At 74.6% G+C, this 14,479-nt stretch carries 12 protein-coding genes; 7 read left to right on the top strand and 5 right to left on the bottom strand.

Translation table 11 applies throughout. The features are described 5' to 3' along the window. Positions 1–63: 63 nt before the first annotated feature. Complete coding sequence (locus GCU67_RS02100) at positions 64–2,244, bottom strand: SCO7613 C-terminal domain-containing membrane protein (protein WP_163609434.1); 2,181 nt, start codon at positions 2,242–2,244, stop codon at positions 64–66. A gap of 129 nt (positions 2,245–2,373) precedes the next feature. Between GCU67_RS02100 and GCU67_RS02105 the strand changes: the two genes are divergently transcribed. The 7 genes from GCU67_RS02105 (at position 2,374) to GCU67_RS02135 (ending at position 8,987) form a co-directional block, all read left to right on the top strand. Continuing rightward, the gene (locus tag GCU67_RS02105) at positions 2,374–3,975 is read left to right on the top strand and encodes an ATP-binding cassette domain-containing protein (protein WP_163609435.1); all 1,602 of its coding nucleotides are present in this window, start codon (positions 2,374–2,376) and stop codon (positions 3,973–3,975) included. 249 nt (positions 3,976–4,224) lie between these two features. Further along, the gene (locus GCU67_RS02110; protein WP_163609436.1) at positions 4,225–4,455 is read left to right on the top strand and encodes a helix-turn-helix domain-containing protein; all 231 of its coding nucleotides are present in this window, start codon (positions 4,225–4,227) and stop codon (positions 4,453–4,455) included. Then, positions 4,452–5,204 carry an enoyl-CoA hydratase-related protein gene (locus GCU67_RS02115; protein WP_163609437.1) on the top strand — a complete coding sequence of 251 codons (753 nt, stop codon included), beginning with the start codon at positions 4,452–4,454 and terminating at the stop codon, positions 5,202–5,204. The genes GCU67_RS02110 and GCU67_RS02115 overlap by 4 nt, the downstream gene beginning before the upstream one ends. Positions 5,205–5,271: 67 nt before the next feature. Beyond that, the gene (locus tag GCU67_RS02120; protein WP_163609438.1) at positions 5,272–7,158 is read left to right on the top strand and encodes an ABC transporter ATP-binding protein; all 1,887 of its coding nucleotides are present in this window, start codon (positions 5,272–5,274) and stop codon (positions 7,156–7,158) included. A gap of 119 nt (positions 7,159–7,277) precedes the next feature. Continuing rightward, entirely contained in the window at positions 7,278–7,556 is a 279-nt protein-coding gene (locus GCU67_RS02125; RefSeq protein WP_163609439.1) for a hypothetical protein, read from the top strand. 157 nt (positions 7,557–7,713) lie between these two features. Beyond that, positions 7,714–8,166 (top strand): SgcJ/EcaC family oxidoreductase, encoded by a 453-nt coding sequence (locus GCU67_RS02130; protein ID WP_163609440.1) that lies wholly within the window; start codon positions 7,714–7,716, stop codon positions 8,164–8,166. Then, complete coding sequence (locus GCU67_RS02135; protein WP_163609441.1) at positions 8,163–8,987, top strand: rhodanese-like domain-containing protein; 825 nt, start codon at positions 8,163–8,165, stop codon at positions 8,985–8,987. The genes GCU67_RS02130 and GCU67_RS02135 overlap by 4 nt, the downstream gene beginning before the upstream one ends. Before the next feature lie 42 nt (positions 8,988–9,029). On the opposite strand, the gene GCU67_RS02140 is transcribed toward GCU67_RS02135, so the two are convergent. The 4 genes from GCU67_RS02140 to GCU67_RS02155 all read right to left on the bottom strand — a co-directional run bounded on the left by GCU67_RS02140 (position 9,030) and on the right by GCU67_RS02155 (position 14,200). Further along, positions 9,030–9,536 carry an FBP domain-containing protein gene (locus tag GCU67_RS02140; RefSeq protein ID WP_163609442.1) on the bottom strand — a complete coding sequence of 169 codons (507 nt, stop codon included), beginning with the start codon at positions 9,534–9,536 and terminating at the stop codon, positions 9,030–9,032. A gap of 328 nt (positions 9,537–9,864) precedes the next feature. Continuing rightward, entirely contained in the window at positions 9,865–10,545 is a 681-nt protein-coding gene (locus tag GCU67_RS02145) for a CbiX/SirB N-terminal domain-containing protein (protein ID WP_163609443.1), read from the bottom strand. A 71-nt stretch (positions 10,546–10,616) separates the two neighbouring features. Then, the gene (locus tag GCU67_RS02150) at positions 10,617–11,372 is read right to left on the bottom strand and encodes an SDR family oxidoreductase (protein ID WP_163609444.1); all 756 of its coding nucleotides are present in this window, start codon (positions 11,370–11,372) and stop codon (positions 10,617–10,619) included. Next, positions 11,372–14,200 carry an aconitate hydratase AcnA gene (locus GCU67_RS02155; RefSeq protein WP_163609445.1) on the bottom strand — a complete coding sequence of 943 codons (2,829 nt, stop codon included), beginning with the start codon at positions 14,198–14,200 and terminating at the stop codon, positions 11,372–11,374. Before GCU67_RS02155 ends, GCU67_RS02150 begins: the two co-directional genes overlap by 1 nt. Positions 14,201–14,479: the final 279 nt, after the last annotated feature.

Genomic DNA, 14,479 nt, shown 5'->3' on the forward strand with positions numbered 1-14,479 from the left:
TCCTCCGCCGTCGGCCTGGCCGACCACGCTACGGGCGGCCGTCGTGCCCGGCCCGCCCGCCGCTCAGCCCATCTGCGCGACCCAGGCGACCGCCTCCCGGGCCTGCTGACGCCGCCGCTCGTAGGTGGCACCCAGCACGAGCAGCACCAGCCCGGCCGCGGCCAGGGTGAGCCAGCGCGGCAGCAGCGGGGCGTAGGGCCCCAGCCGGGCGACCACGACGAAGGCGAGCGCCCCGGCGCCCACCACGAACGGCGCCTGCCGGTGGGTGAGCGTGCCGAGGACGACCAGGGCGACGGCCGCGGCGACCACGAGCACCAGCCGCAGCGCGGTTGGGCCGGCGACGACGGCGAACGCCGAGGGGACCAGCGCCACGGCCACCGCAGGGCCCTCGGCCGCCCAGGACGGGCCGCGGACCTGCAGCCGGGGGAGCACAGCGACCAGCAGCCCGGCGGCGGCCGGCAGCGTGTAGGCCTCCGGGGTCTGGACCCCGGCGCCGCCGACCGCGATCCACGACGCCAGCACCAGGTCGGCGACCGCGAGCAGCCCCACCGGACGCCGGGAGGCCACGACGGCGTAGCACCCGGCCGCGACGCCGACGACGCCCAGCTGCAGGCCGACCTGCCCCCAGGCCGCGTCCGCGCTGGTGGTCAGGCCCGCGACCGCCCCGGCCACGGCCCCGGCGACCGCCGCGACCCGCTCCTCGGGGGCCGGCGCCCGCCAGGTGGCCACGGCGAACGCTGCGGCGCCGACCAGGGCGAGCAGCAGGCCGGCGGTCGTGGCGGACAGCAGCCCGCCCTCCTGGGCCAGCAGCGCCGCGGCGCACGGTGCCAGCAGCGCGATGCCGGTGGCGCCGCTGCGCAGCACCGGCACCCGGACGGCGGCCAGGGCGGCCGGCAGCGTCCCGGCGAGGACCAGCAGCGCCAGCGGCCCGAACCGCTCGGCGTCCAGCAGCTGCTGGCCGGTGACGAGGGCCAGCGCCACCGCGGCGCCCACCAGGGCACGCAGCACCGTCGGGTGCGGGCCCCGCACCGCCTGCGGCCCCGCCAGCAGGACACCGGCCGTGCCGAGGAGGAGGGCCAGCACTCCGCCCAGCACCGGTCCGGCCGGGCCGCTGAGCCCCAGCGACTGGCCCAGCGAGAGGCCGACCACCGCGCCGGCCGCCAGCGCGACGGTCCGGGCCGACAGCGGCCGCCCGGTCACCCGGTGGTCGCGCAGGGCCGGCACGGCCACCGCGGCGGCCGCGGCCAGCAGGGCGGTCGCCGTCCACGCCTCGGGAGCGGAGCCGCCCTGGCCCAGGAGCACGCCGCCGAGGACGCCGACCGCCGCCCACAGCACCGCCAGCACCCGGGCGACGGGGCGCAGGGCGGGCCGCAGCGCGAGCACCAGCGCCAGGTCGGCCGCCGCGAGGCCCAGGGCGACCGCCACCCCGGCCGGCCCGGCCAGCGCGTCGCCGGGGAGCAGCAGGGCCGGGACCGGCTGGAGGGCGAGCAGGGCGGCCAGCGGCCAGGTGACCGTGCTGCGGGTCAGCCGGCCCAGACCGAGCGCCACCGCGACGACGACCAGGCAGGACACCGCCGTCCACGGGCGCAGGCCCACCTGGTCCAGCCCGAGCAGGCCGCGGGCGCGGGCGGCGCCCAGGTCGACGGCCAGCAGGGCGGTGCCCGCGGCGGCCAGCGCCTCCTCGGTGGCCCGCAGGCCCCGGCGGGCGGCGAACGCCGACGCCGTGCAGGCCGCCGCCGTGCCGGTGAGCATCACGGTGGCCTGGAAGACCAGCCCGAACCGGGTCCAGCCCAGCGCGACGAACGCCAGGGCACCGGCGACCACCAGCAGCGCGCCCAGGCCCAGCAGCACCTGCTGCGGGGTGAGCCGGCGCCGCGGCGGGGGCGGCGTCCGGTCCGGCGGGGGGAGGGGGTGCCACGGCCGGACGGCGGGAGCGACCGGCTCGGCCGGCGGCGCGGGCGCGGCCGGCACCGGCACCGGGGCGGGCACCGGGGCGGAGGCCGGGGAGGCGAACGGCGGGGGAGCGGCGCCCGCCGGCCCCGGGGCCGCGGCGCGCAGGGTCGCCAGCAGCGCCTCGCGGTCGCGGGCGAGCCCGGTGAGCGTGGCGTTGATGCGGCCGACGACGTGCGCGGCCCGGCCGGCCGCGGGCAGCCCACAGGCCGGACAGGGCGCCGCACCCGAGTCCGCCACCGGTGTCCCGCAGACCGGGCACGGCAGCTGCGGCAGGGCGCTGGGCGAGACCATGGCGGCATCCTGGCCGGTCCTGGGCGTCCCCGGGGCCGGTTTCCACAGCAGGTCGCCCCGCACAGGTGACGTGGACGTCACCTGTGAAAGGGGTCGAGGTCCCGGCCGGAGACGCCTATCCTGGGGTCAGTGATCACGACGACCGGTCTCGAGCTGCGCGCCGGGTCCCGCATCCTCATCAGCGAGGCCGACCTCCGGGTGCAGTCCGGCGACCGGATCGGGCTGGTCGGCCGCAACGGGGCCGGCAAGACGACCACCCTCACCACCCTGGCCGGTGAGCGGGTGCCGCACGCCGGCAAGGTCGACATCACCGGTGAGCTCGGCTACCTCCCGCAGGACCCGCGCAGCGGCGACCTGGACATCACCGCCAGCGACCGCGTGCTGTCCGGCCGCGGGCTCGACGTCCTCAAGGCCCAGCTGACCAAGGCCCAGGTCGCCATGGCCGAGCCGGCCGACGACGCCGAGATGGACCGCGCCGTGCGCCGGTACGGCCGGCTCGAGGACCAGTTCGCCGCCCTCGGCGGCTACGCCGCCGAGAGCGACGCCGCGCGGATCTGCACGAACCTGGGCCTGCCCGACCGGATCCTGGCCCAGCCGCTGCGCACGCTGTCCGGTGGTCAGCGCCGCCGCGTGGAGCTGGCTCGCATCCTGTTCTCCGACGCCGACACGCTGCTGCTCGACGAGCCCACCAACCACCTCGACGCCGACTCGATCGTCTGGCTCAAGGGCTACCTGGCCAGCCACCGCGCCGGCCTCATCGTCATCAGCCACGACGTCGACCTGCTGGCCGCCGTGGTGAACAAGGTCTGGCACCTGGACGCCAACCGCGCCACGGTCGACGTCTACAACCTCGGCTGGCAGCGGTACCTCGACGCCCGGGAGACCGACGAGCGGCGCCGCCGCTCCGAGCGTGCCAACGCCGAGAAGAAGATCGACGCGCTCACCGCCCAGGCCGACAAGATGCGCGCCAAGGCCACCAAGGCCAAGGCCGCGCACAGCATGGACAAGCGCGCCCAGCGGCTGGCCGCCGGCCTGGCCGACGTGCGCGTGCAGGACAAGGTCGCCAAGCTGCGCTTCCCGACCCCGGCGCCCTGCGGCCGTACGCCGCTGACCGCCGAGCGGCTGAGCAAGACCTACGGCTCGACGGAGATCTTCACCGGCGTCGACCTGGCCATCGACAAGGGCGCCCGGGTCGTCGTCCTCGGCTTCAACGGCGCGGGGAAGACGACGCTGCTGCGGATGCTCGCCGGCACCGAGCAGCCCGACACCGGCGAGGTCAAGGCCGGGCACGGCCTGCGGGTGGGCTACTACGCCCAGGAGCACGAGACGCTGGACATGGACCGGACGCTGCTGGAGAACATGCGGTCGGCCGCCTCGGAGTCCACCGACACCGAGCTCCGGAAGATCCTCGGCGCGTTCCTCTTCTCCGGCGAGACCGTCGACCAGCGCACCGGGACGCTCTCCGGTGGTGAGCGCACCCGGCTGGCGATGGCCACGCTGGTGATCTCCGGCGCGAACGTGCTGCTGCTGGACGAGCCGACGAACAACCTGGACCCGGCCAGCCGCGAGCAGGTCCTCGAGGCGCTGCGCACCTACCAGGGCGCGATCGTGCTGGTCACCCACGACGAGGGCGCCGTGGTCGCGCTCAACCCCGACAAGGTGATCATCCTGCCCGACGGCACCGAGGACACCTGGAGCCCCGACTTCGCCGACCTGGTGTCGCTGGCCTGAAAAAGGGCCCCGTCGCCCCCCACCGCTCGCAAGCTCGCGGCGGGGCCCTGCGACGGGGCCGGGGCTGAGGGTGCGGCCCGAGGTGAGCCGCTGGCCGGTCCGGCTGTGCACGGTCTTGTTGCGGTGGCCGCACCTCCGATGCTGGGTGATCATGGCCAGCAGGACGCCGGGTCAGTGGGACATCGGTGCCGGGGGAACAGCGGGCAGCCGTCGGCGGAAGCCGTCGTGCCCCTGACACGGAGGGGAGTCATGGCCGACTCGAGCACTGCAGACCTGAGCAAGGGCAAGCGGATCACCGGCGACGACAGGAGCTCGCTCGCCGACGAGCTGCGGGAGCGGTACGCCGGGGGCGAGAGCATCCGCTCGCTGGCGACCTCGACCAACCGCTCCTACGGGTTCGTGCACCGGTTGCTGTCGGAGTCGGGGGCCTCGCTCCGGGGCCGCGGCGGAGCGAACAGGAACGCCAAGAAGTCCGCGTGACCGGTCAGCCGGACGAGGGGTGGGTGCGGGCGGCGCGAACCGGCGCCGTCCTCACCGTCAGCCTCGTCCGGCCCGACCAGCTCAACGCGCAGACGCCCGCCACCTGGGCGGCGCTGCGTGCGATCGGCGAGCAGCTGGACGACGGCGTGCGGGTGGTCGTCGTCCGCGGGGAGGGCCGCTCCTTCTCCGCCGGGCTCGACCGCTCGGTGCTCCCCGGCCTCGCCGCGGAGCTCACCGCACTGCCGGCCGACCTGGCCGAGGAGCGGATCCGCGGCTGGCAGGCCGCCTTCCGCTGGCTGCGCGCACCGGGCGTCGTCTCGATCGCCGCCGTGCAGGGCCACGCCGTCGGTGCCGGGGCACAGCTGGCGCTGGCCTGCGACCTGCGGGTGGTCGCCGAGGACCTGCAGCTCCGGCTGCCCGAGGCCGCCCTCGGTCTCGTCCCCGACCTCACCGGCACCAGCTCGCTGGTCGGCCTCGTCGGGTACGCCCGGGCGGTCGAGCTGTGCCTGACCGGCCGGGCCGTCGGCGCCGCGGAGGCCGTCGCGGTGGGCCTGGCGGTCAGCGCCGTCCCGGCCGACCGGCTCGACGCCGCGGTCGCCGACCTCACCGCCGCGCTGCTGGCGCTCGACCCCGGCGCCGCCCGGGAGACCGTCGCGCTGCTGCGGTCGGCGGTGCGCAACGGCTCCGTGGAGCAGGACGCCGCCGAGCGGGCCGCCCAGGTGCGCCGGCTCCGTACGCTCGGCAGCTGAGGAACAGCCGGCACCCCCGCCGCGGTTCGACCCGATGATCACACCGTTGCTGCAGTAGGGGACCGCCATGAGCTCGCCGATGACCTCGATGGCCGCGATGCGGTCCTTCAGCAACGACCCGTCGGTGACGTCGAAGACGATCCCGAAGGGCACGACCCGCCGGATCCTCGGGATCGCCGGCCCGTACCGCCGTGAGCTGATCTGGTTCCTGTCGCTGGTGACCTTCTCCTCGGTCATCGGGGTGGCCACCCCGCTGCTGGCCGGCGACATCGTCAACCGGATCGCCCGGCTGGAGGGAACCGCCGGTGACGTCGTCCGGATCGCGTTGTTCATCGCCGGCCTGGCCGTGCTGGACGCCGGGAGCTCGCTGGCCCAGCGCTGGTACTCCGCCCGGATCGGCGAGGGCGTCATCTACGACCTGCGCTCCCGGGTCTTCACCCACGTGCAGCGGATGCCGGTCGCCTTCTTCACCCGTACCCAGACCGGGGCGCTGGTCAGCCGGCTCAACAACGACGTCATCGGCGCCCAGCGGGCGTTCACCTCGACGTTGTCGGGCGTGGTGTCCAACGTGATCGCGCTGGTGCTCACCGCCGGGGTGATGCTCACCCTGTCCTGGCAGATCACCCTGCTGTCGATCGTGATGGTGCCGCTGTTCGTGGTGCCCGCCCAGCGGGTCGGGAAGCGGCTGCAGTCGATCACCCGGGAGTCCTACGGGCTCAACGCCTCGATGAACGCCACCATGACCGAGCGGTTCAACGTGGCCGGCGCGCTGCTGGTCAAGCTGTTCGGCCGGCCCGAGGTCGAGGCCGCCTCGTTCCGCGGCCGGGCGGCCCGGGTGCGCGACATCGGCGTCCTGTCGGCGATGTACGGCCGCGCCTTCTTCACCGCGCTCACCCTGGTCGCCGCGCTGGCCACCGCCCTGGTCTACGGGCTGGGCGGCACGCTGGCGTTCGACGGTTCGCTGTCGGCCGGTGACGTGGTCGCCCTGGCCCTGCTGCTGGCCCGGCTGTACGGGCCGCTGACCGCGCTGGCCAACGTCCGGGTCGACGTGATGAGCGCGCTGGTCAGCTTCGACCGGGTCTTCGAGGTGCTCGACCTGGAGCCGATGATCACCGAGGCGCCCGACGCCGTCCCGGTGCCGGCCGACGACCGGTCGGTGGAGTTCGACGCGGTGTCCTTCCGCTACCCCGCGCCCAGCGAGGTCTCGCTGGCCTCGCTGGAGGACGTCGCCGTCCCGGCCCAGCACGAGTCGGCCGACGTGCTGCACGGGGTGTCCTTCCGCGCCGAGCCCGGGCAGCTGGTCGCCCTGGTCGGCACCTCGGGGGCGGGCAAGTCGACGATCGCGGCCCTGGTGTCCCGGCTCTACGACGTCACCGCGGGCTCCGTGCGGGTCGGTGGGGTCGACGTCCGGCAGGCCACCAGCGCCTCGCTGCGGGACGCGATCGGCGTCGTCAGCCAGGACTCCCACCTCTTCCACGACACCATCGGCGCGAACCTGCGCTACGCCCGGCCCGAGGCCACCGACGAGGAGCTGTGGGCGGCGCTGACCGGCGCCCGGATCGCCCCGCTGGTGCGCTCGCTGCCCGACGGCCTGGACACCGTGGTCGGCGACCGCGGGCACCGGATGTCGGGCGGGGAGAAGCAGCGGCTGGCCATCGCCCGGGTGCTGCTCAAGCAGCCGGGGATCGTGGTCCTGGACGAGGCGACCGCGCACCTGGACAGCGAGTCGGAGGTGGCCGTGCAGCACGCGCTGGACACCGCGCTCGCCGGCCGCACGTCGCTGGTGATCGCCCACCGGTTGTCGACCATCCGGGGCGCCGACCAGATCCTGGTGGTCGACGACGGCCGGGTCGTCGAGCGCGGCACGCACGAGCAGCTGCTGGCCGCCGGCGGGCACTACGCCGACCTGTACCGGACCCAGTTCGCCACCGGCCCGGCCGCGGCAGCGCTGTAGCCGCCCGCCTACTGACGGTTGCGGCACAGCTCGTCGACATCGCACCGTCACGGAACCGCCACCTGCCCGTGGGACCTTTCCCCCGACGACCGGCGTCTTCCCGAGGACAGGGGCTCCACATGACCGCACAGAGCTGGCACTCGATCGCTTCCGGCAAGCCCTACCCGGTGACCGGGCTGACCTCCGGCGAGGTCACGTCCTTGGACCAGTTCCTGGGCGACGCCGAGTTCACCATCGACGGTGAGGGTGGTCCGGTGGTGGTCTGTGGACACGGGGTGCCGCTGGAGGACAAGATCCGTTTCCACGAGAAGGACACCGTCGGCGGCAAGGACGTCCGGGTCTGGCACGTCAGCTCCGGGGGCTCCGGGTTCGTCGCGGAGTCGATCGCCGCCTTCTGACCGCGGGCCGCGGCGCCACCCCGCCGGCGCTGCGGCGCCGTCCGGTGGTGCCGCGGACCGCTCGGTCACGACTGCCCCGGCGCGGGGTCTGCGACGTCCGGGGGCGGCGCACTACCGTCACTCCTGACCCACTCGCACCACCGCAGGAGCACATCCCTTGAGCGCAGGCCATCCGCAGGACACCCAGATCCGCGCCCTGTACGCGCGGTACCTGGCGGGCTGGAACCAGCGCAGCGGCGTCACCGTCTCTTCGGTCTTCGCCGACGACGGTGAGCTCATCGACCTGGACGGCACGCTGCGCAGCGGCCGGCTGAGCATCGCCGCCGACATGCGCCGGATGTTCGCCGAGCACGCCACCCCCACCTTCGTCGGCGTCGTCCGCTCGGTGCGCCGCCTCGCCGACGGCGTCGTCATGCTGCACGCGGTGGCCGGCATGGTGCCGCCCGGTGCCGACGGCGTCGACCCGTCGCTGCACACGGTGCACGCGCTGACCGCGGTCGAGGACGCCGGCCGGTGGAAGATCGCGCTGCTGCAGTCCACCCCCGCCCGGTACGGCGGCCGCGCCGACGCCCTGGCCGCACTGACCGCGGAGCTGGAAGCCGCCCGGTGAGGGTCCTGACGTCGGTCGCCGAGCTGGGTGCCGACCTCGCCGACGTCGTCCTGCTCGACGTCCGCTGGGCGCTGGGCGACCCGCACGGCCGCGAGCACCACCGCACCGGCCACCTGCCCGGTGCGGTGTTCGTCGACCTGGACGCCGAGCTGTCCGCACCGCCCTCACCTGCACAGGGGCGCCACCCGCTGCCCTCACTGCAGTCACTGCAGGCAGCCGCCCGGCGCTGGGGCCTGACCGACGGCGCACGCGTCGTGGTGTACGACGCCGGTCCCGGGACGGGCGCCGCCCGCGCCTGGTGGCTGCTGCGCTGGGGTGGGGTGTCCGAGGTGACGATCCTGGACGGCGGACTCGCCGCCTGGGTGGCCGCCGGTGGCAAGCTCGAGCGGGGCGACGTCGTGCCGCCGGCCGGCGACGTGACGCTCACCGGCGGCGGGATGCCCACGCTGGACATCGACGAGGCCGCCGCGCTGCCTGCCCGTGGCGGCCTGCTGCTCGACGCCCGGGCCGGTGAGCGGTTCCGCGGCGAGGTGGAGCCGGTCGACCCCCGGGCCGGTCACGTGCCCGGCGCGGTGAGCGCGCCGGCCACCGACCTTCTGCAGCCCGACGGCACATTCGGTACAGCCGCTGTACTGACCGAGCACTTCGCCCGGCTCGGCGTCCGGCCCGGGACCCCGGTCGGCGTCTACTGCGGTTCCGGTGTCTTCGCCGCCCACGAGGTCGCCGCACTGGCGATCGCCGGCGTCGACGCCGCGCTGTGGCCGGGTTCCTGGTCGCAGTGGTCCCACGACTCCGCCCGCCCGGTCGCCACGGGCTCCTGATGCGCGCCCCGGGCGGCTGTCACGGCCGCCCGGGGTCCTCCCTCAGCTGGTCGAGGCCACGTCGCGGACGAACTGGGCGGACCGGTCGCGCAGGCCGGTGATCCGGTCGGCGACGACCTGGTCGGCGATCGCCTCGATCCCTGAGCCGGACTCCGCGCTGGTGGGTGGGCGGCGCACGTGGACCGAGCAGGTGAAGTCCGTGCAGACGAGGGTGCCGATCGTGTTGCCGGCCCGTCCGCTGCCCCCGCCGCGGCGTGCGACGAACAGGGACGCCTCGACCGAGGACAGGTCCCGGCACCAGGCGCACATGGCCGTGCGGCGTCGTCCGCTGGCGGGGGCCGCGGCGGCCCGCAGCAGGACGCCCGTGGGCTCGCCGTCCAGCTCGAGCACGACGTAGGACGACAGCGGCGAGCGGCGGTCGTGCCAGCCCAGGTAGTCCAGGCGGCCCCACGGGACCTCGGCGAGGTCGGGGAGGACCGCCTGTGTCACCTCTCGGCGGCTGGCGTTGAGGAACGAGGCGCGGATCTGCTTCTCGGTCAGGGCGTTCACGAGGGGTCTGCTTCCGGTCGGTACGGGACCGCCGGCCGTTCGGCGCTCCGGACTGTGGACACGGGCGCGCGACGGCAGGCGGCAGGGGGAGGACGTGCGGGGCGTCCGTCCGCGACCGGGTCCGCGCTGCGCTCACGCGCCCGCGGTGCGGGGCGTGGCGCAGGGGTGGGTCAGGTCAGCGGCGCCGGACGGGGGTCCGGCTCAGGGTCGTGCAGGCCACGACGGCCACCTCACGATCCGCGCGCGTGCTGCGCACCTGTTGGTCCGACTCGTCCGGCCCGATGACCGGTCCCCTCACCGTACGACCCCTGGCAAGGGAGTTCGTGGATCAGCCCCGGGCGGCGTCGTAGCGGTCGAGCAGGACGGCGGCGATGCGCTCGTCGGGCAGCAATGGTGCCGTGACGCAATCGGCGCCCGCGCCCTGGAGCTTGTCGTGGAAGTGCCCGGGGGCCAGCAGGTAGGCCGCGACGACCACCCGGTGGGCGCCGGCCGCCCGGGCCGCGGCCACCGCGTCCGGCACGCTGGGCGTCGCGGCCGAGCCGTAGCCGGTGGTGACCGGGCCGGACCAGTCGGCCTGCAGCAGCAGCGCGGTGTGCTCGACGTCGGCGACCGAGCGGGCGTCACTGGAACCGGCAGCCGCCAGCACGATCGCCGTCCGGGTGTCGGTGGGGTCGGCGTCGGCGGCGAGCAGTCGGGCGGTGAGCACCGCGGCCAGCCGCGGGTCCGGGCCGAGCGGGCGGGCGGCCACCGCACCGGGGTGGGCGGCGACGGCACCCGCGATGTCGACGTGCACGTGGTAGCCGCCGGACAGCAGCAGCGGGACGACGACCGCCGGCGTCTGCGAGCCCGCCAGCCCCGCGACGACGTCGACGACGGTCGGCGGCTGCACGTCGACGAACGCCGCGGTGGTGCGCAGGCCCGGCCGCAGCGCCCGGGCGGCCAGCGCGAGCTCGCCGATCAGCCGGCGTCCGGTCGGGTTGCGGGTGCCGTGCGCGCACGCGACGAGCACCGGTTGTGCGCTCAGGGTCGTCTCCTGGCCGTCGAGGCAGCCGTGAGCGCACAACGGCGGCCGGAGTTCATCTACAGGGCCCTCGTGCTGCCGCCGTCGACGGTGAGCATCGTCCCGGTCAGGTACGACGCGGCGGGGGAGAGGGCGAAGGCGGCGACCCGGCCGAACTCCTCCGGCCGGCCCACCCGGCCCAGCGGGATGGCGGCCTCGGTGCGGGCCCGGGCGGCGGCGGGGTCACCGGAGGCGGCCTCGATCTGGGTGATCCGGTCGGTGGCGATGGTGCCGGGCAGCAACCCGACGACCCGGATGCCGCGGGGGCCGAGCTCGTCGGCCAGGGCCTTCGCCGTCATCGCCAGGCCCGGGCGCAACCCGTTGGAGACGGCCAGGCCGCCGATGGGCTGGCGCACCGAGGTGGACAGCACGAAGCCGATCGCCGCACCGGCGGACAGGTGCGGCACCAGCGCCCGGACCAGCCGCAGCGGCCCGAGCAGCACGCTCTCCACGCCGGCCCGCCAGGCGTCCTCGCCGACGTCGAGCACCGAGCCGGGGGCCGGGCCGCCGACGGAGATCAGCGCCCCGTCGACCCGGCCGAGCTGCGCGAGCGCCTCGGCGACCAGGATCTCGGCCGCCGCCGGGTCGGCGAGGTCCGCGGCGACCCCCGCGGCGAGCGGGCCGAGCGCCTCGACCGCCTCGGAGACCCCGTAGGCGGCCCGGGAGCTGATCAGCACCCGGGCCCCGTCGGTGACCAGTGCCTGGGCGGTCGCCAGCCCCAGCCCCCGGCTCGCGCCGGTGAGCAGGTAGCCGCGACCGCCCAGACCCAGGTCCATCAGGCGGAGACGGTCCCGCGCAGCGAGCGCAGCACGTACTGCATGATCCCGCCGTTGCGGTAGTAGTTCGCCTCACCGGGGGTGTCGATCCGGACGCGGGCGTCGAACTCGACGTCCCCGGCCGTGACCTTCACCGTGCGGGGGATCGTGCCGTCGTTCAGCGCGGTCACCCCGGTGATCTCGAACTCCTCGTCACCGGTCAGGCCGAGGGACTCCCGGCTCTGGCCCTCGGGGTACTGCAGCGGCAGCACGCCCATGCCGATCAGGTTCGAGCGGTGGATGCGCTCGTAGCTCTCGGCGATGACGCACCTGACCCCCAGCAGCGCCGTCCCCTTGGCCGCCCAGTCACGGGAGGACCCGGAGCCGTACTCCTTGCCGGCCAGCACGACCAGCGGGATGCCGGCGTCGATGTAGGCGCGCGAGGCGTCGTAGATCGAGGTCGTCTCGCCGGTCAGGTGGTTCTTGGTGACGCCACCCTCGGTGCCGGGCACCAGCTGGTTGCGCAGCCGGATGTTGGCGAAGGTGCCGCGGATCATGACCTCGTGGTTGCCGCGACGGGACCCGTAGGAGTTGAAGTCGCGGCGCTCGATGCCGTGCTCGGTCAGGTACTTCCCGGCGGGGGAGTCGCCCTTGATGGAACCGGCCGGCGAGATGTGGTCGGTCGTGACCGAGTCGCCGAGCACCGCCAGCGTGCGGGCGCCGGTGATGTCGGTGACCGGGGCCGGCTCGGCCGGCATGCCCTCGAAGTACGGGGGCTTGCGGACGTAGGTGCTCTCGGCGTCCCACTCGAACGTGTCGCCGGTGGGGGTCGGGAGCTCCTGCCACTGCTGGGTGCCGGCGAAGACGTCGGCGTAGTCGTCGGCGAACATCTCCGCCGTGACCGACTCGTCGATGACCCGCTGCACCTCGTGCGGCGAGGGCCAGATGTCGCTGAGGTAGACCGGCTGGCCGTCGGTGCCGGTGCCCAGCGGCTCGGTGGTCAGGTCCAGGTCCATCGTGCCGGCGAGCGCGTAGGCGATCACCAGCGGCGGGGACGCCAGGTAGTTCATCTTGATGTCGGGGTTGATCCGGCCCTCGAAGTTCCGGTTGCCCGAGAGCACGGAGACCACGGCGAGGTCGGCGTGGTTGACCGCCTGGCTGACCGGCTCCGGCAGCGGACCGGAGTTGCCGATGCAGGTGGTGCAGCCGTAGCCGACCAGGTAGAAGCCGAGCTTCTCCAGGTAGGGGGTGAGCCCGGACTTCTCGTAGTAGTCGGTGACGACCTTCGACCCGGGGGCCAGCGTCGTCTTCACCCACGGCTTGGTGGAGAGCCCCGCCTCGACGGCCTTCTTGGCCAGCAGGGCCGCGCCGATCATCACCGAGGGGTTGGAGGTGTTGGTGCAGGAGGTGATCGCGGCGATGACGACGTGGCCGTGGTCGACCTCGGTCTCGGTGCCGTCCTCCATGACGATCTTGGTGGGCTTGCGGGTGCGGCCGGAGTCCGAGCCGGTGACGGCCTCGTGCGGCTTGCCGGCGTCGCCGTTGCCGGTGGCGAACGGGCTGGCCGGGTCCGAGGCGGGGAAGGTCTCCTCGACGGCCTCGTCGACCGTGGAGGTCTCCGCCGCGGCGTCGTCGGGGTCGCTGTCGCCGTCGGGGGCGTAGGTGGGCAGCGCCTCGCGGAACGCCTCCTTGGCCTCGGTCATCGCGACCCGGTCCTGCGGGCGCTTGGGCCCGGCGATGCTCGGCACCACGGTGGACAGGTCGAGCTCGAGGTACTCGGAGAACGCCGGCTCGCGGTCGTCGTCGTGCCACATGCCCTGGGTCTTGGCGTAGGCCTCGACCAGGGCGATCTGCTCGGCGGACCGGCCGGTCAGCTGTAGGTAGCGGATCGTCTCGCCGTCGATCGGGAACATGGCGGCGGTCGAGCCGAACTCCGGGCTCATGTTGCCGATCGTGGCCCGGTTGGCCAGCGGGACGGCGGATACGCCGGCGCCGTAGAACTCGACGAACTTCCCGACCACGCCGTGCTTGCGCAGCATCTCGGTGATCGTGAGGACCAGGTCGGTGGCGGTGGCGCCGTCGGGCAGTTCGCCGGCGAGCTTGAAGCCGACCACGCGGGGGATGAGCATCGACACGGGCTGGCCGAGCATCGCGGCCTCGGCCTCGATGCCGCCGACACCCCAGCCCAGCACGCCCAGGCCGTTGACCATGGTGGTGTGGGAGTCGGTGCCCACGCAGGTGTCGGGGTAGGCCAGCGTCCGGTCACCCTCCTTGCGCGGGAAGACCACGCGGGCCAGGTGCTCGATGTTGACCTGGTGGACGATGCCGGTGCCCGGGGGGACGACCTTGAAGTCGTCGAAGGCGCCCTGGCCCCAGCGGAGGAACTGGTAGCGCTCGCCGTTGCGCTGGTACTCGATCTCGACGTTGCGCTCGAACGAGTCCGGGGTGCCGAACACGTCGGCGATGACGGAGTGGTCGATGACCAGCTCGGCCGGGGCGAGCGGGTTGATCTTCTGCGGGTCGCCGCCCAGGTCGGCCATGGCCTCGCGCATGGTGGCCAGGTCGACGATGCACGGCACGCCGGTGAAGTCCTGCATCACCACGCGGGCCGGGGTGAACTGGATCTCCTGGTCGGGCTCGGCCGAGGGGTCCCAGTTCGCAAGCGCACGGATGTGGTCGGCGGTGATGTTCGCGCCGTCCTCGGTGCGGAGGAGGTTCTCCAGCAGGACCTTGAGGCTGAAGGGCAGCTTCTCAGCGCCCTCCACCGCGTCGAGCCGGAAGATGTCGTACTCGGTGCCGTCGACGTCGAGCGTCGACCGGGCTCCGAAGCTGTCCTTGCTGGCTGCCACTGTCTGCGCCTCACCCTCGCTGGTCCTGCGCGCGTCCTGCGCCTCGATGTGCCACCCCCGATCATCCCAGCCCGATGGGCCGCGTGCGGACCAAGGCTGCCCTTCCCTCACCCTCCGTGGGCGAAGTCGCCACGCTCCGCAGGCGACGCGGCCTCACCCCGACGGGGGAGGCGACCGCCCCAGCCCTCCGCTGCCCCGCCCGTCCGGTCGATGGGCCCGGGAGAGCACACCCGGCACGGGTGTGCCGGGACTGGTCGAGACCGGCGCCGCCGAGCACCT

Origin of the sequence: Modestobacter muralis (assembly GCF_010682105.1) — a bacterium.
In the GTDB taxonomy this organism is placed as follows: Bacteria; Actinomycetota; Actinomycetes; order Mycobacteriales; family Geodermatophilaceae; genus Modestobacter; species Modestobacter muralis.

Coding starts and splice junctions, on each gene's coding strand:
- GCU67_RS02100 (WP_163609434.1), bottom strand. CDS start 2,244: ATGGTCTCGCCCAGCGCCCTGCCGCAGCTGCCGTGCCCGGTCTGCGGG.
- GCU67_RS02110 (WP_163609436.1), top strand. CDS start 4,225: ATGGCCGACTCGAGCACTGCAGACCTGAGCAAGGGCAAGCGGATCACC.
- GCU67_RS02120 (WP_163609438.1), top strand. CDS start 5,272: ATGAGCTCGCCGATGACCTCGATGGCCGCGATGCGGTCCTTCAGCAAC.
- GCU67_RS02125 (WP_163609439.1), top strand. CDS start 7,278: ATGACCGCACAGAGCTGGCACTCGATCGCTTCCGGCAAGCCCTACCCG.
- GCU67_RS02150 (WP_163609444.1), bottom strand. CDS start 11,372: ATGGACCTGGGTCTGGGCGGTCGCGGCTACCTGCTCACCGGCGCGAGC.